This window comes from uncultured Campylobacter sp., assembly GCF_938045465.1.
Taxonomy (GTDB): Bacteria; Campylobacterota; Campylobacteria; order Campylobacterales; family Campylobacteraceae; genus Campylobacter_B.
Genome location: NZ_CALIBF010000034.1, coordinates 18727 through 38220, shown reverse-complemented (window position 1 = coordinate 38220; position 19494 = coordinate 18727). Strand labels below are relative to the sequence as shown.

At 46.1% G+C, this 19494-nt stretch carries 27 protein-coding genes and 1 tRNA gene; 22 read left to right on the top strand and 6 right to left on the bottom strand.

What is annotated here, in order from left to right; all coding sequences use genetic code 11:
* The first annotated feature begins 6 nt into the window (after window positions 1–6).
* Complete coding sequence (locus tag Q0413_RS01975; protein ID WP_298986773.1) at window positions 7–501, top strand: phage protein GemA/Gp16 family protein; 495 nt, start codon at window positions 7–9, stop codon at window positions 499–501.
* On the top strand, window positions 498–689 hold the full coding sequence (locus tag Q0413_RS01970; RefSeq protein ID WP_297950734.1) for a hypothetical protein: 192 nt from the start codon (window positions 498–500) through the stop codon (window positions 687–689). The genes Q0413_RS01975 and Q0413_RS01970 overlap by 4 nt, the downstream gene beginning before the upstream one ends.
* Window positions 690–710: 21 nt before the next feature.
* Here the strand turns inward: Q0413_RS01970 and Q0413_RS01965 are convergent, their stop codons facing one another.
* Window positions 711–1262 (bottom strand): phage virion morphogenesis protein, encoded by a 552-nt coding sequence (locus Q0413_RS01965; protein WP_298986771.1) that lies wholly within the window; start codon window positions 1260–1262, stop codon window positions 711–713.
* 34 nt (window positions 1263–1296) lie between these two features.
* Between Q0413_RS01965 and Q0413_RS01960 the strand changes: the two genes are divergently transcribed.
* Window positions 1297–1370: transfer RNA gene (locus Q0413_RS01960), tRNA-OTHER, on the top strand.
* Here Q0413_RS01960 and Q0413_RS01955 read toward each other — a convergent pair.
* The 4 genes from Q0413_RS01955 to Q0413_RS01940 form a co-directional block, all read right to left on the bottom strand.
* Window positions 1371–2606, bottom strand: coding sequence for a phage minor head protein (locus Q0413_RS01955; protein WP_298986769.1), 1236 nt, complete (start codon window positions 2604–2606; stop codon window positions 1371–1373).
* Window positions 2596–3948 carry a DUF935 family protein gene (locus tag Q0413_RS01950; protein ID WP_298986768.1) on the bottom strand — a complete coding sequence of 451 codons (1353 nt, stop codon included), beginning with the start codon at window positions 3946–3948 and terminating at the stop codon, window positions 2596–2598. The genes Q0413_RS01955 and Q0413_RS01950 overlap by 11 nt, the downstream gene beginning before the upstream one ends.
* 129 nt (window positions 3949–4077) lie before the next feature.
* Entirely contained in the window at window positions 4078–5595 is a 1518-nt protein-coding gene (terL, locus tag Q0413_RS01945) for a phage terminase large subunit (RefSeq protein ID WP_298986765.1), read from the bottom strand.
* A complete protein-coding gene (locus Q0413_RS01940) occupies window positions 5592–6059 on the bottom strand; it encodes a DUF1804 family protein (protein WP_298986762.1) in 468 nt (155 codons plus the stop codon). Before Q0413_RS01940 ends, terL begins: the two co-directional genes overlap by 4 nt.
* Window positions 6060–6232: 173 nt before the next feature.
* On the opposite strand from Q0413_RS01940, the gene Q0413_RS01935 reads away from it, so the two are divergent.
* From Q0413_RS01935 to Q0413_RS01890, 10 genes are all read left to right on the top strand, one after another.
* The gene (locus tag Q0413_RS01935) at window positions 6233–7027 is read left to right on the top strand and encodes a phage protease (RefSeq protein ID WP_298986759.1); all 795 of its coding nucleotides are present in this window, start codon (window positions 6233–6235) and stop codon (window positions 7025–7027) included.
* Window positions 7027–7890, top strand: a complete 864-nt coding sequence (locus tag Q0413_RS01930) for a Mu-like prophage major head subunit gpT family protein (protein ID WP_297893794.1) — start codon at window positions 7027–7029, stop codon at window positions 7888–7890. Before Q0413_RS01935 ends, Q0413_RS01930 begins: the two co-directional genes overlap by 1 nt.
* 40 nt (window positions 7891–7930) lie before the next feature.
* Window positions 7931–8236 carry a hypothetical protein gene (locus Q0413_RS01925; protein ID WP_298986756.1) on the top strand — a complete coding sequence of 102 codons (306 nt, stop codon included), beginning with the start codon at window positions 7931–7933 and terminating at the stop codon, window positions 8234–8236.
* Between the two features lie 80 nt (window positions 8237–8316).
* Window positions 8317–9042 carry a hypothetical protein gene (locus Q0413_RS01920; protein ID WP_298986752.1) on the top strand — a complete coding sequence of 242 codons (726 nt, stop codon included), beginning with the start codon at window positions 8317–8319 and terminating at the stop codon, window positions 9040–9042.
* A 10-nt stretch (window positions 9043–9052) separates the two neighbouring features.
* Window positions 9053–9361, top strand: coding sequence for a hypothetical protein (locus Q0413_RS01915; RefSeq protein WP_298986750.1), 309 nt, complete (start codon window positions 9053–9055; stop codon window positions 9359–9361).
* Window positions 9312–9554 carry a hypothetical protein gene (locus tag Q0413_RS01910; RefSeq protein ID WP_298986748.1) on the top strand — a complete coding sequence of 81 codons (243 nt, stop codon included), beginning with the start codon at window positions 9312–9314 and terminating at the stop codon, window positions 9552–9554. Before Q0413_RS01915 ends, Q0413_RS01910 begins: the two co-directional genes overlap by 50 nt.
* The gene (locus Q0413_RS01905; protein WP_298986746.1) at window positions 9551–9739 is read left to right on the top strand and encodes a hypothetical protein; all 189 of its coding nucleotides are present in this window, start codon (window positions 9551–9553) and stop codon (window positions 9737–9739) included. Before Q0413_RS01910 ends, Q0413_RS01905 begins: the two co-directional genes overlap by 4 nt.
* Window positions 9740–9742: 3 nt before the next feature.
* A complete protein-coding gene (locus Q0413_RS01900) occupies window positions 9743–10045 on the top strand; it encodes a hypothetical protein (protein ID WP_298986744.1) in 303 nt (100 codons plus the stop codon).
* Window positions 10042–10383 (top strand): hypothetical protein, encoded by a 342-nt coding sequence (locus Q0413_RS01895; RefSeq protein ID WP_298986742.1) that lies wholly within the window; start codon window positions 10042–10044, stop codon window positions 10381–10383. The genes Q0413_RS01900 and Q0413_RS01895 overlap by 4 nt, the downstream gene beginning before the upstream one ends.
* 8 nt (window positions 10384–10391) lie before the next feature.
* The gene (locus tag Q0413_RS01890) at window positions 10392–10646 is read left to right on the top strand and encodes a hypothetical protein (RefSeq protein ID WP_298986740.1); all 255 of its coding nucleotides are present in this window, start codon (window positions 10392–10394) and stop codon (window positions 10644–10646) included.
* Window positions 10647–10888: 242 nt separating this feature from the next.
* Here Q0413_RS01890 and Q0413_RS01885 read toward each other — a convergent pair whose 3' ends face one another.
* A complete protein-coding gene (locus Q0413_RS01885) occupies window positions 10889–11182 on the bottom strand; it encodes a hypothetical protein (RefSeq protein ID WP_298986736.1) in 294 nt (97 codons plus the stop codon).
* Between the two features lie 273 nt (window positions 11183–11455).
* Between Q0413_RS01885 and Q0413_RS01880 the strand changes: the two genes are divergently transcribed.
* From Q0413_RS01880 to Q0413_RS01840, 9 genes are all read left to right on the top strand, one after another.
* A complete protein-coding gene (locus Q0413_RS01880; RefSeq protein ID WP_298986734.1) occupies window positions 11456–14485 on the top strand; it encodes a hypothetical protein in 3030 nt (1009 codons plus the stop codon).
* Window positions 14482–14850 (top strand): hypothetical protein, encoded by a 369-nt coding sequence (locus Q0413_RS01875; RefSeq protein WP_298986732.1) that lies wholly within the window; start codon window positions 14482–14484, stop codon window positions 14848–14850. Before Q0413_RS01880 ends, Q0413_RS01875 begins: the two co-directional genes overlap by 4 nt.
* An 81-nt stretch (window positions 14851–14931) precedes the next feature.
* Window positions 14932–15513, top strand: a complete 582-nt coding sequence (locus Q0413_RS01870; protein ID WP_298986728.1) for a hypothetical protein — start codon at window positions 14932–14934, stop codon at window positions 15511–15513.
* A complete protein-coding gene (locus Q0413_RS01865) occupies window positions 15506–15853 on the top strand; it encodes a hypothetical protein (RefSeq protein WP_298986726.1) in 348 nt (115 codons plus the stop codon). Before Q0413_RS01870 ends, Q0413_RS01865 begins: the two co-directional genes overlap by 8 nt.
* Entirely contained in the window at window positions 15847–17223 is a 1377-nt protein-coding gene (locus Q0413_RS01860) for a hypothetical protein (protein WP_298986724.1), read from the top strand. The genes Q0413_RS01865 and Q0413_RS01860 overlap by 7 nt, the downstream gene beginning before the upstream one ends.
* A 2-nt stretch (window positions 17224–17225) precedes the next feature.
* Window positions 17226–17825: a hypothetical protein gene (locus Q0413_RS01855; protein ID WP_298986721.1), complete on the top strand. Its 600-nt coding sequence runs from the start codon at window positions 17226–17228 to the stop codon at window positions 17823–17825.
* Window position 17826: 1 nt separating this feature from the next.
* A complete protein-coding gene (locus Q0413_RS01850; protein WP_298986718.1) occupies window positions 17827–18987 on the top strand; it encodes a hypothetical protein in 1161 nt (386 codons plus the stop codon).
* Entirely contained in the window at window positions 18984–19337 is a 354-nt protein-coding gene (locus tag Q0413_RS01845; protein ID WP_298986715.1) for a hypothetical protein, read from the top strand. The genes Q0413_RS01850 and Q0413_RS01845 overlap by 4 nt, the downstream gene beginning before the upstream one ends.
* Entirely contained in the window at window positions 19325–19480 is a 156-nt protein-coding gene (locus tag Q0413_RS01840; RefSeq protein WP_298986712.1) for a hypothetical protein, read from the top strand. The genes Q0413_RS01845 and Q0413_RS01840 overlap by 13 nt, the downstream gene beginning before the upstream one ends.
* The last annotated feature ends 14 nt before the right edge of the window (window positions 19481–19494 follow it).

Sequence of the window (19494 nt, the reverse complement as noted above, 5' to 3'; positions counted from 1 at the left end):
CAAGCGATGACTAAGTCTCAAGAAATTTATCGCAAGCAGCTTCTAACCCGCATTCACACTACCGCGTTATATAGACAAATAAAGGCGGCGGATGCGTGGGAGGATTGGCTCGGCTTCCGCTTCGGCGTCTATAGCTGCAAGGAGCTAAGCATAAGCGAGCTTGAGCGCGCACTTGATATTTTATGCGGACGTGCGCAGGATGGGACGGACTTCAAGCCCGACATATTGGGGCGAAATTTGATCTACAATGCAAGCGGTAAGCTCGGCAAGGCGAAGCCCGTCGTCAAAAGGATAAGCCCGTCGCAGTTTGCTCGCATAAGCGCGCTTGCCGCTTGCCTTGGTATGGATGAGCGAGGGCTTTTGGGCTTTACGATGCGACAATGTAAAATTTTGCTTGGCAAAAAAGAGCAGCTGGCAAAATTAAGCGCAGCAAACGCAAGCAAGCTAATCACCGGGCTAAGCAAGATCGCACAATTTCGTGCCAGCAAAGGGCAAGTATGATCTGCCCGAAGTGTGCCTACGAAAAAACCTGCGTCATAGCCACGATCAAAAGCACTACGGTGCAGCGTTGGCGCAAATGTCCGAAATGCGGCACCAGCTTCTGCACGATAGAAATTTTAAAAACCGATGAAGAGCTAAACAGATATGCAAAAGAGGCTCTGAAAGAAAAATTAGACCGCCCCGAATAATCCCATAAAATCACAAAAACTCTACTTTACCGCCTTTTCTATTTCACGGATTAGATAGCTTTCTATATCGTTTTGCAACGAGGGCAGCAGCGCTCCGCTTTTATCTATCGGCAGAAACGGACGAGCAGGGATATAGATGCCCCGACCCCAGCCGTTATGTGAGCCGAATTGATGCGTTAGCCCGTAAGGAAATCCATCGCGCGAGCTATTATTGCTTATCGTAACGCTAGTTTCGCTCGGATCCACACTCCAATTCTCTGCCAAATGTCCGGTTAATCGCAAAATTTTCTTGCTACCGCCGGCGCCGAATTTTGCTAAAAACACGCGGTTCCGCGCCCTTGCACTTTTAGGCAAGCCGCTTTTTCTCATATATGCTATGGCGGTGTTTGCGCTAAGAGGTGCCCACGCCTGCCCGAATGGGCTGCGCTCTCGCTCGAAGCTTAGCTCTATTCGCAACCTTACCTTTTCGCCGATACTTGATAGCTTGCTTTTCATCTGCGCTCCGCTTAAGCTATTTTGCAGCGCCGTGAGCTTCGCCTCTATCTCCTCCATCCCCGTGATTTTTATTGACATTTTTCCGCCTTGGTGGTATAATCGCCTTAATAAAGCCGCTTATGCAAGTAACGTTGGTAACTTGGCTAATTTATTAGCGGATGGCGGGTTCGACTCCCGCAAGCGGCTTTATTTTATCTCCTCTAAATCATACGTTCCTAAATCTTTTTTGTCTATCTTACCTAGAGTAACGATTAAATTAGATATTCCAAATTTCTTTATCGTGTAATCTAGCGTTATAACCGCCTTATTAATCTTGCTTTTATCCTGCTCGTCATCCCAAAAAATCAAAATATCTTTTTTGCTCTTTTTATCAAAAAAATATCTTTTAGTCTTATCTAAAATTTTAACCAACTCTTTAATTTCATCTATGCGAAGTGCCTGATCGTATTTGCTCTTGCGTTCGGGCGAAAAGTGCAAAATTTTCTCTTTATTTAAGACTATACCTATATCTGCTAGCTCGGTTTGCATCGTTTCGTTATAAAATTTCACTATATTCGGTTTTAGGGTTCCCACTTGAAAGGTATTTATAGGGCTCTTTATATTTTTCTTTATCAATAGTTCGCTTACGGCTTCAAGTAACGAGGCCTGCCAAACGTAAAGATCGCGCTTATGCGAAAAGTCCTTTAAATCATCTTTAACCGCCTTTTTAACGCTTTTTGAAACCGCACGACTTTTGTTAAGCTTAGCTAACTTCTCCGTTAAAATTTTATCTAAATTGTCCGTCTTGCCGACGTTATAAGCCCAGTCAGGATGGATTTTAGTGGGCGGAATTTGCTTAGCTATGCTCCAGCCCTCTCGCCGCAGATCATCGTCATCTACCACCTGCACCTTGCAGCGGCAATTCCAGCCGTTAGGTGGATAGCCCTTATCCCAAAACGGATGGTTTTTCGGCAGTATCAGCCCATGCAGCGCGCGGTGGCTCGCCCTGGTGCGATCATCCAGCACCGCGACATAACGAAAATACGGCAGATCCGAGTTCATCTGGCTTTGGTAGCGCGCAGCGGCATAGGCTACTCGCATATTGGTGTTATAGATATTTCGCAGCCTGCGATCGCCCACGTAAATTTGCTTTTGCTCGCCCGTTTTAGGGTCAGTTACCGCTACGTCCCCTAGCCAGCCTTTGCGCGCTAGGGTATCTTTAATGCCGCGCTTCCATTCATCAAATCCTTGCCCCTTTTGTGCGGCAAGGGCTAGGCTATCTTGAATGTCTTTCAGTAGATCGAGCCGCGTGATCTTTGCGACTGTAAAGACGCGATGATGAGCCTCGTGCATAATCTCGTCATAGTCGAAATGAAGCTGCGGCCGTTTGTCTTTGATATACTTTACAACCTGCTGCGGCGGAGCAAAAAAGCTAATATTCATGATCGTCCGCGCCTAAAATTTCAGCGTTTGCTATGACCCGAAATAGCTCCTCCTCCAGGGCATCGAGTTTAAAACCTAGCGGATTTTTTGCAAGTATCTCATAAGCCTGCTCGTAGGTTTGGGCTTTATCCACCACGCTTCTTACGTATGATGAAATTTGCGAGCTTGCGGCGCTAAAATCGTGCTGCGCGGTTTGCCTCTCTATCTCGGTGAGATATTTAGCTGCACCGGCAGAGTTTTTCTCTGCGCCTATGCGCCCGTTTGATCCGTCGCCCTCTTTCGCGTCCGTAGCTTTTGCGCTTGGCGGCAGGTCAAATTCCTTTGCCATATCTTCAGGGCTCATTCGGTATCCCATATCGTGCAAAATTTGAAGCATCTGTGCGCGCTGGAGCAGATCCACATCCTTTTCGATTTGAATGTTTAGATTTGCCCTTTTGCCAAGACGCGCATATATTCGCTCGACTAAGCGGCTTGCGAATTTCACGTCCGCAGCGACTATCTCGGCGCGGTTTTGCTCGTGGGTTTTGCTCATTGCGTAGCTGCCGCTTTGTGCGGTGTTTGCGTTGGAACTAAGCACTGAGCCGTTTATTACTTTGGCTATCTCGGCGTCGCAATAGCGCACAAACTCCATAAAGTCGGCTTGGCTTCCTCTACCCTCAAGCACTTTGATAATGTCGTTCGGACCTAGCACCGCGTAACTGCCGCTTTTGATACCCTCAAGCGCTTCAGCCATTTGTGTGATGACGTTTTCGTCTCCGCTTGAGCTATTGCCGATAAGCGGCGGCACGCCTAAGAATTCCACAAATTTAAGATAATGGCTAAGCACGAAATGTTTAGCAAACACCAGCCACAAAATTTTAAGTAGCGCCGGATCTTCCTGCCTCACTACTATAAAAAACGGCTCTTTGGCTTCAATATCGCGTGAGCCTATCCGCAGATAGGGCTTGTTTTCTACGATATTAATATATATTCTATCTACTACGTCAAATTTTATATTTGCGTCCTCGTCCGCATACACTTCTAAAACGCTAAGACCGAAAATCCTAGCGTTCACCGCAGCCTTTATGATTTGCTCGATATTTTCGTTTTGATCCTCGCCCAGATCGTGGGTAAAAAATTTATTCTCTACCGAGCTTAAACGCTTTTCTATTTCAGCCCCTACGGCGCTATCCTTATCCATTATGAGCGAAAATGCAGGGAATAAATAATTCTGCTGCTTGGTAAGCAGTGCGGCGCGGATCTTAGAGGGGCTTAGCTCTACATATCCCGCTACGTCGGTCTTGGAATAAGCCCCCTTGGGTCTTAAAAACTTAATGAGCGATCTTAAATCTTGTTTTTTCATCCATCATCCTTAAATTTCATTTGCGTGCGTTTTAAGCGCTTTTAGCCTCTTGGGCGGTAAATCACACGTCCAAAAATATTTAAACGCTTTTAAACGGCTTTTAAAAGCGTTTAAACGGCATTGTTCTTATCAGCTTTGTAACATATCTTTTATCATATCGCGTTTGCGTTTCCGCTCTTTTATTATCTGCCTAGCCCTTGCATAATCAAACGCCGGTACTTTTGCGATGCGCCATGCCATCTCTAGCGCATCCAGCCCGTCATCATGCGCACTTTTAGGGTAGGTATCAAGCTCGTCTATGAAAACGAGCGAGTTTTTATCGCTTAGGATCACGCCGTTATTTATAGGCGGGGTTAGGCTATCGATACGAAGCTGCTTAGGCACGCTATTTTTAAGCTCTATGATAGGCAGATAAAGCCCTAATTCGCGGGCTTTTTTGTCGAGCATATCCTTAAAAAACTCCTGAAACTGAATAGTTTCGATCGCGATTTTAAGCGGGCGGTTAAGTCGTAAAATTTCAAGCGCCGCTGCTATGATACGATCCATCATAAGCTCGGGCTTTACTTTTGCCATCTTAACGCTTGCATAAAATTTGCCCTCATAAGCCCCAAGCGTAGCTACGGCGAAATAATCGCCCTTGCTTTTTCCTAATGCGGGGTCAATCCCCATATAATAGGCGTCGCAAAGAGGCATCTGCTCGAAAGTTTGATATCCGCTAAAGCTTGCCTCCTCTTTACTTAGCGGCTCGTTTTGATATTCGCTCATAAAGGCGCCTTTGGAGCTTAGAAACTCCTGTTTTATGCGCTCTTTATCCAGCCTGCTATCATCTAGCAGCAGCTCTTTCATATCCCACTTTTGCTCATCTACGTTTGCGGGAAAAGCGCGCACTAGCGGATAGGATAGAGTTTTGAAATCCGCTCTTGCTTCGATGCGAAAGAGCAGGCTATCATAATGCAGCGTCGTGCCGACTACTACGATATTATAAGCGTTATCGCCGCGGGCAGGCAGCTTCATAATGGCCTTTTCAAACCACTCATAAAGTTTGTCGCGCTGCGCTTTCGTTTTGACGTTTTCGTCGTTTTCGAGATCGTCGCAAATAATAAGATCTGGACGGAAGCCGCGCCAGTTTTCGCCGCGGATCTTTTTGCCTGCGCCGTAAGCGGAAATTTTAAACGCCTGCTTACCGCTATAAAATACGATCTCCTCCTCCGTCCATTTATCGCCCTTGCTGATACCGAAGTCCCTAATCAAAAGCTCGTTTTCCTCAAGCTCGTTTTTTATAAATTCGATCGTCTTTTTGGATAGATTTATCGTAGCGCTAATGATTACGCAGTTGCGTTTTCGTGCGGTTACAGCGGTGTTAAAGAGTACCCAAAGCCTTGAAATCAGGGTAGTTTTGGCAGCTCCTCTGTAAGCCTTAAAAAGCAGATGCCTATTTTTCGTGCTTAGCTTCGCCTCATTTTTATAAAAATCCGCTCGAAATTTTGAGGTTTCGGGCAGGCGTACGTGAGCGCTAAAATAGATCCGCACGCACTCTTTAAAGCTTGCGCGCGCAGCCTTTATCCTAGCGTCTCTTTGCGGATCGATGGCGCGCCTTAGGGATTTGAGCTTGACGCGCAATGCTTCGATATCTTCATTTGCGATCATTGCTTAAGCACCCGGCGTAAAATTTCATCCGCATTCGCAGCTAAAAACTCCGTCACGGCATCGCATTTTTTCTTCGTGGCAAGATCGGCGATCTCATTTATCGCGCGGCTTGCGGCGTCTAGCATTTGAGCCTTCAAATCCGTTTTTAATGGGGCTTTAAGGCTATAATAGGTTTGCGTATAATCTTTTAAAATTTCTAGTCTCTCTTGAGGCGGCAGCTCCTGCATCTGTGAAAACGCCCGCTCGAAGCTTTCTATCAGCGCAAGGATAAAACCTTGCTCGCTTTTGATGGTATTACTTTGCTCTCTGTTTTTTGCAAGCGCTAGCTCATCCCAGTCCTCGCCCGCGGCTTTTGCTCTAGCCTTGGCGGCATAGATACTTTGGCGACTTACGCCGCAAGCAGTAGCGATGTCGGTGATTGAGTAGCCTTTGATAAACATATCGCGTGCGGTTTTAACGTCCAAGGCTTACCTCCTTAAATTTGCGCGTCGTCTCACTTTGCTATGCGCGACGATTTTATTTTTATCTCGCATTTTAGCCCGAATTTTTTTCCGTTTCACTCTTGATAGCCCCTAAATAGAGTGATTTTAACGGCGTTTGTCCGTATAATACCGCCAAATTTCGAGACGGAGGCAGTATGAGACAAGGCATAAATAGCGTTTTAGAGCTAAATTTTAAGCAGGACGAAAAGGTAAAGGTTTCGCCGGTCGGCGAAGTGATAGGTCTTGACGGGCGCGCGTTTCGGATTGACGGCGCCGCACTGATAGCCTCCATAGAAAAAAACGCCCTTGATATCGCCCTTGATGAAAACCACAGCTTTGGCGCGGCTTTAGGGTGGTTTGATAAGGATAGTTTCGAGCTTAGAGATGGCGGGATTTACGCTAGCCTAAGCCTAAATAAAACGGGTGAGGAGCTTATCGGCTCGCGGGCGTATCGATACCTAAGCCCCGTTTTTGATATGGGAGAGAATAGACGGGTGATCGGGCTTGATAGCGTAGGGCTCGTAAATCGCCCAAATTTGCTAAATAATGCAATCAACTCAAAAGGAGAGGAAGAGATGGATAAAGAAATTTCGGAGCTTTCGGCAAAAATAGACGCCCTAGGCAAGCAAATAGAGGAGCTTAGCGCAAATTTTGCCGAGCGCAAGAAGGCGGATGAAGTGAAAAAAGAGGAAGGGGCGCCCGATGCAAACGCTAAAAAAGATGGTGCGCCGGATAAAAAAGAGGACGCAAGCGCCAAAGAGAGTAACGCAATAGTCGAAAAGATTGCGGCACTAGACGGACAGGTGCAAAAGCTTAGCTCCCTTTTGGGCGCGTTTTTCGGCAAAAAGGAGCTTCAAAAAAATAGCGCGTCCTCCTTGAGCGACGAGCAGAAAAAGGTGGCCTCTCTTTTAGGGCTTAGCGAAGAGGAATATGCAAAGGGGATTAAATAATGGCAAATTTTGAAGAGACATCGATCGGCTTTAAGGCGGTCTTTCAAAAGACCTTCAACGATACCAAAAGCGAGGCGGATGTTCTTGCTATGCGCATAGACAGCAACGATCTAAGCGAGAAATATGTTTGGCTGGGTAACTTTCCGATGATGAAAGAGTGGGTCGGCGATAGAGATATCAAAAAGTTCAAGGATTATGGCTATGCGCTAGAAAATCAGCCTTTCGAAGCTAGCGTTACGGTGCCAAATACTCATCTTGAATATGACAAAGTCGGGCTCTATAAACCTGCGATCGAACAGATGGCGTTCAATGCGAAAAAATTTGGCGGCGCGCTAGTGGCGAAAATTCTAGCCAATGCGGCCGACTCCACAAAGGGCAAATGCTACGACGGCAAGGCGTTTTTTGCCGCCGACCATGCATCTGGTAGTGATACCTATGCAAATAGCGGCACCGGCGCGCTGGATACGGCACATCTTTTAGCTGCGGAAGCCTATATGATCAGCATCAAAGGCGACACCGGGCAAGCCCTGGGCGTAAGTCCGACACATCTAATCTGCGGTCCTAAAAACCTTGCCGCAGCAATTACTGCGGTAAATAAGGAGCATTTAACCGCAGGCGAAACAAACCCTACTTTTAAGCGTTATAGCTTGCTCGTTTTGCCGGAGATCGCGGGCACTGAGTGGTATTTGATGGATCTAGGCAAACCGGTGCGCCCTTTTGTGCTTCAAGTTGCGAAAGATGGCGTCTTTGAGAGCAGCGACGACCATAAATTTATGAAAGACGCTGCACTATTTGGCTGCAAAAGCTTTATGAACGCAGGATACGCATTGTGGCAGCTTGCCTATATGTCTACGGGAAAATAAGGAGATAAGATGCATTATTGTGCGGAGGATTTTTTAGAAAATGGACGAGGAATTTCTAAGCAGAGCGAGACAGAGTCTATTCAACAAGGCGGAAGTGAGCGAGGCTCTAGCGAAGCAAGCGATGGAGGAAGCCAGAGCACTGAGCAAGAAAAAGCCGATTCCGAAACCCTCGCTAATGGATCTGGCGATGTTTCGACTCAAGCTACTACTGAAAATAGAGCCGACGCAGCTGGATCAGATACTGGCAAACGAAGCTCTAAGAGAAGCGGCAGCGATAAAAAATGACGACGGCAGCGGCGGGATAATCAAGAGCGGGCAGCGCAAAAGCGAGCTTAGTCAAATCTAAAGATTCCCTCGCAACGCCAAGCTTACGCTCGCAGGGCGGGCTTCGCTCGCCCGAGAAATCAAAATATAAAGGAGAAAGAGATGGCTAGCAGCGATTATGTCACCCTAGGCGGCGGTAAGCTCTATATCGACGTCTATAAAGAGGGTAAGCCTACGGGTAGATTTGAATATTTCGGACTAAGTTCCGACGTAAGCATAAAGACCGAGCTTGAGAAGCTAGAGCACACCAACACTGAGGGGGCAACGCAGGCGATAGATAAGACTATCGTAAAAAGCCAAAGTGCGAGTATGAGCTTTAAAAGTGATGAAATTTCGATAAAGAATTTAGCCCGGGCGTATTTTGGCGAAACGTCGCAAAGCGAAAAAACGGCTAACGTTAAAATTACCGACGCCAAAGCGGGCGAAATCGTCGATCTAGGAGCGGTAGGTGGCAATCTGAGCGCCACCGTAGGCGGAGGCGGCACCGCTCCAAAAAAGGATGAGGACTATAAGTATCACGCAAATAGCGGTATAGTCGAATTTCTAAAAGATATTTCCGGAGAGGTTACTTTGGCGCTGAGCGCCGGTATCCAAAAGGAGAAGATGAGCGCCTTTAAAAACAGCAAACTGGAGTGCGCGCTTATGTTTATCGGCGAGGCGGCGACGGGAAGCGCAATGAAAGCGACTTTTTATAAATGCTCCTTAAGAGCGGACGGAGATTTTGCACTCAAGGGCGATGATTGGCTCTCTATCAGTTTCAGCGTCGATATCCTAAAAGACGAAACCCGTGCAGCAGGGAATCAATTCTTTGAAATTTGCGCTCTTTAAGGAGAGGGTTATGCCTTTTTTGAACGCGCGGGCTTTGGGTTACGCTCTAATCGCAGTCTGCATGCTAAGCGCAGCGTGGATTACGAAGCTGAAATTTGAAATTTCGTCTCTTAATAGCGCCTATGCTTCAAAGCAGGCGGAGGCTCAAAGCTGCGCGGCAAGCCTAAGCTTACAAAATGCAGCGATAAAGTCGCTGCAAATCAGGGCAAGCGGGCTAAACGAGGATAAAATTAAGAGCGTTTCAAAAATTTACATTAAGGACAAGAGCTGTGAGAGTGAACTGCGGGCATATAAAATGCTTTTTGATAGCGCTTTTTAGCGTCTTTGCTCTTGACGGCTGCGGGGCAAAAGAGCCGCAGATAAAGCAGGTATTCATCCCTGTAAAATGCAACCTAAAAATGCCTCTGCGCCCTGCTGAGAGTTCGGACTTTGAAGCGCACAAGGCGCTAATGGCATATTTTCTAAAGTGCGAGCAGATCGCAAAAGATTGCACGCAAGGGGCGAACGAATGAAGCCTTTTTTGCTCTATCTACTGCGCGCGGTGCTTTTGGTAATTTTTAATTTAGAGCTTTTTACGCTACTTGAGCTTTTTATCCGCAATACGAATGCGCTATTTTTGGCGTGGTCGTGCTGCATAGGCATTAGCGGGGCGCTTACGGCGTCCCCTAGGCACTTGAGCCCGCATGGCAAAGTATGAGAAATGGAGTATCTTGCTTATGTTTGTGCCGTCGGCGTCGCAGGCAGTATAGTAGCATGGTTTAGGCAGCCTTCCGCAACCGAAAAATCGCTGGCGGTAGCGCTACGTTCGTTTTTTACAAGGCTTTGCGATGGATGTTTTAGCGCCTATATCATTTATGAGATCGCATTTTTTTATGCCAAGGATATGCGCCTTAGCCTCGCAATCTGCGGGATAGGAGCGTTTAAGGGAAGCGGGATTTTGGATTTAGCGGTCGGTTTTTTTAAAGAGAAATTTTCGCTAAGAGACGATGAGGAGCCGAAATGAAAGAGACACTAGAGTATTTAAAATCTAAGCTAAATCTTACGGCGGTAGCGAATACGGCGCTTATAGATCAAAACGGCGATTATCTGATTTTTAGCGGCTTTGAAAGGATCAGCGCGAACGAAACTAGCCTAAAATTTCAAATCATTTTAGCGCGCAACACTTTAGATTGCGAAATTTACGGAATTTTAGATGAGATCATGGCGCTTAGCGACAAGCTTTTAAAAGATGAGGCCGCAAGCCGCGCCGTCATTTTAAAAAGTGCCGAAACGCGTTTTATAAGCGAGAGCTTATATGCTTACATATTTGAGTTAAATTATCCCTCAAGGCGAGTTAGATAGGAGTGAAAATGGATCTGTTTAAGAAAAAGGTCTTAAAAAACGGCATTACGATTAGAGAATTATCCATAGGGCTGATTTATAAAATTCAATCCGGCATCATCAAAAATGAGGACGTAGCCGAAATTTTAAAGCAGTGCTGCGATCTTAGCGCGGATGAGATCGAAAACCTAGGCTTTAGCGCCGCAAATGAGCTTTATGAGGAGATTTTGCGCCTAACCTACGGTGATCTTACCGCAAGCGGCGAAGGCGGTAAAAAAAAATAGCCTTTTGGATCTGCTACCTACTAGAACACGGCTTAGCTAGGGCGTGGGAGTTTCCTCTTAGTTTTGCAAAAGAAGCGATAGAGGGCTTTTCGCAGATAGAGGGCCAAAGGCTTAAGGAAATTTCTGCAGCGGTTAGAATTGCGCGCTTCGCGGATGACCGGGCGTTTAAAAAATTTATGAGCGAGGGAAGGGATGAAAGAAGCGGTATCGAAAGGCTTAAAGAATTTGCTAAAGCTTGATTTTTATGAGGCGCGAGCAAAGCTTATTCCGCTTTTTCGAGCAAGCTCACGCACAAAAGGCTCGTCTTTAGGCGAAATCCTAATTTCGGCTCGCTGCTCGCGGCTAAATTTATCTAAATTTTTAAATATAAAATCTATCTCCGAGCGGCTTAGGCGCTTTTGTGCTTCGATTTTTGCGGCAATCCTTTGCGCCTTTTTGCGCGCAAAATACTCTTTTATCTGTGCCGCTATCGTAAGGCACATTAAAAAGCCAAACAAGCCTTCGCCGTTTTTATCTGTAAAACCGAATAGATCCATTTGCTCGTCTCCTGAAAGCATATTATATCAAAAATTAAGCAAGGATGATAAAGCAAACGAAGCTAATGAATTTAAAAAGACTGCTGAAAATTTTAAATTCCTCTGCGCAGAATCGAATTCTGCTGCAATTCTCGGGGGACAAGAAGGGAGCTACTTGCGAGGCGCCCCCTTCTTATCCCCCAAACCCCCAATTAGCCCCGGCACGCTCAAAGTGGCGAGCCTGTGGCTCGCGTTAATGCGCTGCGCGCGAGAAGTAAAATATAGGATTAAAGAATGGCTGATTTAAAAATAAAAATAGGCGTCGAAGCGGACGCCAGCGGCGCCGAAAAGGTCAAAAAAGGGCTATCGGACGTAGAGGCTGCTGCACAAAAGGCAAGCAAAAGCACGGGCGTGCTGAAAAGCGCGCTAGATGGGATTAAATCCGACGCGTTTGCGAATTTGACAATCTCGCTGCGAGGACTCAGCTCGGTTATATCTAGCGCTACTCAGGGCGTTAGAGAGTTTATCGCCGCCGGGCTAGAAAACAACACCACTATAGAGAATTTAAATGCTCGGCTAAGAAGCCTGATAAATGTCGCGGAAAAAAGCGGCAAGCTAGATCCTTTCGAGAAATGGAAGCTAAGCGGACAAAAGGCAAGCGCGACGCTTGCAGAGCTGAAAAAGCTTGATAGCGAGCTGGATTTCAGCTCTAGCGATTTAGCTGAGATGTTTGCCAGCTTTTATTCTACGGCTAGCTCAAATATGAGTCTAGAAAAGGCTCTTGCGCTATTTCGCAATATCTCATACGCGGCTCAAAGTTCGGGCGCGGACGTAAGCTCGCTAAAAGCGACGCTAGATAGCGTGGGCGCAGGCATAATTCAAACAAATACGGACTTTGGGCGATTTTTGAAGTCCTTGGGGTTGCAGACCGAAAGCCTAAAAAGTGCGATAGAAAACGGATCGTTTTTCGATGTGATGAACGAAAAGCTTAAAATTTTCGGCGAACAAGCCTCCTTTAGCGCTCCGAAATTTGAAGCTTTGGTACGCTCGTACAAGGCGGCTATGGCGGAGCTGCAAGGAGAGGCTACGAAGCCGCTATTTGAGGGGCTTAAAAATTCCTTTGCCGAAATAAACGAGTATCTCTCAAACGATACGACGCTTAGGCAGGCTTTAGCGAACTTCGGCGAGGGCATAAATGAGATCGCAAGCGGTATTTTCAACAAAGATACCTTCGAGGCTGCCGCTAATGCTGCGGCGCTGCTTGCAAACTCTATAGGCTCGCTCGTTAAGGCGGCATCTGCGCTAAGCGATATAGCTATGCCCGACTGGCTCGCTGGAGAAAAAGATGCGGGAGTTTTCTCTACCGCGGCGCGAGGATTAGGAGAGCTTGCCGAGGCGCTTAACAACATATTTTATATCCCCGCAAATCTTAAATTTGACCTGCCTTCATATATGCTTAAAGCGACGCAAAATACCAATGATTTTCGCAACAGCTTAGCAAATTTAGGCGTAGAATTAGAAAAGACGGGCAACGTATGGAACCTAGGCAAAAATGAAAATTTAAGCACGGAAGCTGCCGCAAAAGGGATAGCCGCCGCAGATGAAGCGCTTAGAGGACTTAGAGCAAGCCTTGAGGGGTTAAAAGAGGTAAGGCTTGATAAGGTTGTAGAAGCGGACGCAAAAAATCAGATTGAACTGCAGATTAATCAAATAGAGAGACTTAAGCAGGGTCTTACCTCTATGGTGGATGCGCGCGAGGCTGCAAATAACGCGATTATAAACGATAATAAAAGGGTTTTAAACGAGTTTTTAAAGGATGCCGATGCGCGTATAAAAAGCCATGACCGCACGATCGCAACGCTGCTTGCAAAGGAGCAAAGTTACAACTCGCAGCTAGAAAAGATGGCGCAGCAACGGGTGGGTATAGAGGAGAAATACGCCCGCAGCCGTGAGAGCTTGGAATTTAGCGCTGCAGAAAAAATCCGCCTAGCCAATCAAGCCGGGATGAGCGAGGAAGCGAAATTTAACGACGATCGCCTAGCCCTATCCCGCTCGCTTAGCGCAGCAAAAGAGGCGCTGAATAATAAAGACTTGGAGAGTTTCAAGCGCTACGCCGATCAAGCCTCTAAAATCAACGATAGCTTGGGCGCACAAAAGAGCTTAGGAAGCGGCAAAAACGCGCAAACTATCAATAGGGCGGCAGATTATAAAAATACCGTAAATGAAATTTTGGCGCTAAACTTGAGCGCCAATGAGATGCAAAAAAATGCCGATCTTGCCGCTCATGACGCCAAGATGGCGAATATCGCCGCCGAAAAAGCAGCGGTAGAGTCTAGCTTGCAGAGCGAAAAGGCACTCTACAACGAGCTGATTGCACTAAAACAGAGGGCTGCAGAGGGTAAGATAGATTTTAGTGCCGAGGGATTTGAGGATGTAAAAACCAAAATCGCCGAGCTTAAAGACGCAATGAACGGAGGCGCAAGCATCAAAATAACCGCGGACGACGCGGCGGCGCAGGAAGCGAAAAAGAGCCTGCAAGCTCCAAGCTCAAGCATCCATACGATCGATCCGGACGCCAAGGCGGCGCAAAAGACGATCGAGGCGCTTAAAAGGCCCACATCATCGGTTCATACGATCCACGTCAAAACCATAGGCGGAGGCAAGATAAAAGGCACGAATGCCGCAGCTTTCGCTAGCGGCGGAGCGGTGGAACTTTTTAGGCGATATAGCGGCAAGATCGCCGGACATGATACCGCAGGCAGGGATGATGTGCCTGCGCTACTAAGCAGGGGTGAGTTTATTCAAAACGTCAGAGCCGTGGACTACTACGGCGCTAAATTTTTTGCACGGCTAAACGCTAGAGCGATCCCAAAAGAGAAGTTAGCCCGCTTCGCTAGCGGCGGACTTGTATTAGCTCGCCAAAACAGCGAGTTTATGCAAAGAATAGATATGAGCGTAAGCTCCGCAGACGTTAGGAGGCTAGCCAATAGGCTCTCCGATAAATTTTATGAGATGATCGACAAAAAGCTTTTTAGAAACGGGCTTGACGCCGTTAGGTCATGGAATAAGCAATATCCGGGATTTTTTAGGATTAAGGGAAACGATTATTTTACAAACTTCCGCGCTCTTGCCGAGGATCTATTATCCAGAGCGAAGCAGGGTCTAAACATAGAGGGTTATGCCGCCGAGTTTATAAAGCCGAATGCCGCTGCTGCTAAAAACGTAAATTTAAACTTCAATCTAGGCGGGGCGAGCTACAAAGCTCAAACCGACGAAGATACCGCAGCAGCGCTTCAAAGGTATCTAAAAGGAGCCGGAGTATGAGATTAAAAGCCGTAGAAAACGTAAAACTCGACGAGCCTTTGTTTTTACAAGACGAGTTTAGAAATTATTCGCTAACCGCGGCAAGTGAGGCCGCTATAAGCGGAGCGGAGATAGTATTTTTAAGGGAGCGTAAAAATAGAGCCCTCGTATTTTCCAGTGATGAGATCGCATGGCAAAGCAAAGCCTGCATAGACGCCCTGATCACTCTAGCCGAAAGCTCTGCCGATAGCGAGCTTGTGTTGCTAACTGATACAGGGCAAATCAGAGCAAGATTTGATTATACGGACGCTGCGGTGAGCGCCGAACCGCTCTTTAAAAGCGCAGAACCGCTCTTTTATCTGACGCTTAAATTCAGAGAGGTTTAAAAATTTTGAGAAGTGAAATTTTCAAAAGTGGTGGGGCACTTCCTAGCCAGCCCGAGAAATCAAAATATAAAGGAGTCAAAAATGGCGGGAATTGAATTTTATAAGGACAAAGAGTGCACGCAAAGAGTGGGAACAGGGGATAAATTACTTCCAAGTCCTAGAATTTCGATCTTTACCCCCTCGACTAAAACCGACGAAATGACGATTTATGCAAAGATTACGGATCTTGCCGCTACCTTTTATCCGCACGTAACGCTACTTTATGATAAGCGCGATATCGAATATCTAGGCTTAAACGCCGGGGGCGTCGATATGAAAATATTTGAGGTTACGGGCGAAGGCAAGGATGCGCTCGAGCTTAGCCCGCTAAGCGGCTCTGCGCCGCTTGTCGTTGGTGAGTGCTATGCTTTTTCCGGCTCGCAAAATCCCCTTCGGGTAGATAGGATAGAGGGAAACAAAGTAAAATTTACCGATGCGGAAGATCTCTCATATATCAAAAAGGGGGAGTTCGCTTTTAAGCTACTTCCTTTGGTTGCGGACAAAGCTACGGCGAGCGAAGCGGTACATGCCGTTAAGCTCGTTAGGCGAGTCAGTTTTGCCGATGTCTCAAAGGGCGTTAGCTTTAGATACTATATAGCGGCATATTGGAGCGGTAATGCATAAGTTGGATCTAAACTATAAGGTAGAAATCTCGCAAGACCGCGTATATACGAGCTATATTAAAAGATATACGGATTTAAGGCCTGAGATATATATACCAAAAGGGGTCATTCGCCAAGATAGTGTTGCCGCGAATTTTTATCTAGCTACCAACGGCAACGCTAAAGGAAGTGCGAGATGTGATTTTGCTCTAGCCATACTTAAAGCAAAAATTTATAGCTTTAAAATCGAGGAGAGCTCCATTTTGAAGTCCGATATTCACTCAAAAACGCTTGCTTTTTGCTGGAGAAATAGAGCTTACCGCCCCACTTCTTTGATTTATAAAAGGGTGGAGCAATGGTAGTAGAATACGGTTTTAAGGTCTTTGCTTTCAGGGATGGCGCAAAAAGCGAGCTTGAGGGCATTAGCGAGCTTAGCATTTGTAGCGAGGAAGGCGAGCTGCAAGCGACGGCATCTTTGAAAATCGCCTCATCCTCTCTATCCGCCCCAATAGATGAAATTTTAATAAGCTGCTCGCATTTTGAAGATCGTCTCTTTGAGGTGAGCGAGGTTTTAAGCATAGACGTAAATTTTAAAAAGTTAATCGCCAAAACCCCGCTTCATTTGCCGCAAAATATATCTAGCCTAAAGGATCTTACCTCCCTAGAAAGCAAAGTAAGCTTTCTTTGCGATGCTCCGCAAGATACGCCTCTAACGGGGCTTTCGTATTCGGATGTATCGTCGCTAGCCTCGGCGCTAGAGAGCATAGGGCTTAGTTTTTGGGCGAACGATCGCGGGATTTTTATAAGCGATAGATTTTATATCACTCGTGAGGCTGCGCCCATAATGGAGTTTAACGAGGATAACGTAATAGATTTTAATCTTAGCCTTGGCGCACCGCAAAATATCGATACGATAATTTTTAACGATAAAAACGAGGATATCTATTCCGAAGCTGGGCTTACTGCGGTAATCGATCCCGATCCCCATCCGGTAACCCCGAGGGAGGTTTTAAGATATAAAGACGATGAAAACGGCGATGTTTACGTAATCTCTCCACTTCGCGCGGTAGGTAAAATTTTCGCAACCCCCGCTTGGGAGGCGAAAGATATTAGCCTAAACGCACCTAACGCCTCTTTTTTCGCGGATTATCGCGCGGTGGAGGAGTTTGAGCTAAGCGATGACATCTGCATTAGGCTTACAGGCTTTATAAAAAAGCTAATCGCCGTGAGCCTTGACGGTACGCCGATATACTTTAGCGCCCAAACAGCGCAAGAGCAGAGGGGCAATATCTATAAAGATAATGTGCTTTGTTTCGAAAGCCCTCTAAGTGGAACGCTAAAGGTAGCTTATGAAAGCAATATCTATCTTTTCGTATGCCCTGCTCGCGACCTACCCTCTGCATTAAGCATCAAAGCGGAGTATAAAAATTTGCAAATAGATCATTTGCATAAATACGAGATTACGAAGTTTTATCCTAAAGGCTATACCCATACCTTTAGCCTGATGCGTGATTTTGACGTAGATAGTGCGCTTATCGCGCATGCCGGCTTTAAGCTCGGCACGCAAAGCTTTAGTGCCGATCCTTTCGGGGAAGTGGAGATTAAATTTAGCGATTACGGAGCTTATAAACTAGAGCTATATTTAGACGAAAAGCTAGAAAAAACGATGAATATCGGCTATTTCGCAAACGAATTTAGCTGCGATTTTAATGAAATTCAAAAGAAGGATTGAAGATGGCTGACGTAGTATTATACAAAGATGCCGCCTGCGAAAAGGCGCTAAAAATGGATTCAGGAGATATGAATTCAGACTTTAGCCTAAGCTCTAGTATTTTTAGTCGCAAACGCAGCAACGGTACTTCAAGCCCTAGGGGTCGCTTTACGGTATGGGCTAAGGCAACAAACCCCGTCGCTAGGGTTTATTGTGCCATAGTAGCAGATAGATTTTCGACCATACTGAGCTTCGACGAAGACGCATGGCAGGGCAAGCTTTATATACCCGAGGGCGGGAAGCTGGGCGGGCAAGATATCGAAGCGATATTGAAGCTAATAAAGTATTCAAGCGCCCCGGATACTACCGATCCCACAAAAACGCTTCATAGCTTCAAAACCCCGCTATTTTTTGTGAATGATAGAGGTAAGGCATATCGCCTTGAGGCGGTAGATAGTGCGGGCAATCCTAGCTGGTCCAGCGAGAAACCCGATGAAAAAAGTAGCATATACCATCTAAAAGATATAGGAGATTGCTCCAGACCTACGCCCATAAATATGGAGCTTACGGATGATAGCGGCGGGATTTACGCACAAATGGGAATTTTACTAATGTGGGGCTAAGATGGAGTTTATAGCAGACGAAAGCAATGGCGGATATAGGGGACAGACCAAAGAGTGGATCAAGCTTGAACTTATTAATGGCGCGGTTAGCAGGAAATACTATAAGGCGCTTGAAGGCTCGTATCTGGTGCCCCTAAGCGGTAAAAAGCCCGGACACAATAGAAAACCTGTGGGGCAGAGCTATGATACTTATGCCCTTGGCGATTATCGCATCTATCTCGACGATCAAAAATTTGTACCGTTTTATAATGATAATTCAATCATAGATTTTGTGTCGATTCAGGCGTATCCTGACCGAAAGCAACAATATCACGATACCTATGATGTAAGAGACGATGAGCTTTTGATATTCTGCGACGACGGCAAAAAGATCCGCGTAAAGGAGATGTTTCGCTTCGCTTTAAGCAGAGAGTTATATTTTGCAGTTCCTAATAGCGATGGAAGCAAAACAAAAACTACGCCCTTTTTGGATTTTGCAAACAAAAGAGGAAAAAGCGATTACTTCAAAACCGTAAAAAACATGCTGAACGAATATAGATTATTTTTCTGCCAAAATCCACAAGGCAAAAGTGAAAAATATATCAAAAACGCCTTCGGCTTTGAAAGAGCTAAGCGCGCGTTAAAAAAGAAATTTTTAGCCGCAGTTTCTCTGCACTCGGTTTGGAAGGGGGAGGATGTATTCAAAGGTCCTGCACTGCCCGGGTATACGACCGCGCTTAGCCTATTTATCAAAGAGGGAAATAGACTAAAAATGGAGGTATATTATATTGGATTAGACACGGAATATTACCCAGATAGTCGTCGGGTCCGTGAATATACCTATAAGGAGGAGATCTCCCTTAAAGACGAATTGACCGAGATAGTATTATGGGCGGATGATAGAGCCATAAATTATTACGAAAGATGGTGGGGTATAGGGATTTTTTCGCAAAGCAGAACCCCTAAAAGGAAGGCTATAAAGCCGCCCGAGTATTGGCACTTTGCTAGGTTGCAAGCCCCCGGTCAGTATAAAAAGATCCGCGAAAAGCTCTATGCGGACATCTTTTTAAACGAATTTAACGCCCTGGCATATGTCTATAATATGACCGGCGAACATCCGCAAGAAGGCGATTTAGAAGCATTGAAAAAGTGGTATTGGTATTCTTGGGAGGAGGAGAAATGACGCAGATCAAAGGGAGTGAGAAAAAAAGCGCCAGGGGAGCAGTGAAGTTTATATTTGACCGAAGTGATGAGCTGCACGGGCAAATAAAGCTCGATTTGGATCAGGACGAGCGCGTCATAGAGGCTTATGCCCGCAGGTATTTTTTGGACCACGGCGCGCGCGTAAGCGAGGTTAGCCTGCGCGCTCCGCTTCAAAGTGTGCGCATAGGCGATATCATAAAGATAGATATGCCCCGTTATAGCGTGCCTGCAGCACCCGGAGAGGATAGATTTATCGTCACGGCGGTAGAGACTCGCGTCACGGCTAGCGGCGCATTCATAAATATAACGGCAAAAAGGTGGGATTTTTAATGCTAAAGCAGACGATAAAAAATATGATACGCGCGCAAATAAAAAGCGATACGCCGAAGCAAGGTAGCGGATATAAGGTGCTAGTGCGCAAAACTGGCGAGGCGGTAAACAAAGTCAAATTTATAAACAAATTTAGCTTTTAAATCAAAATTTAAGG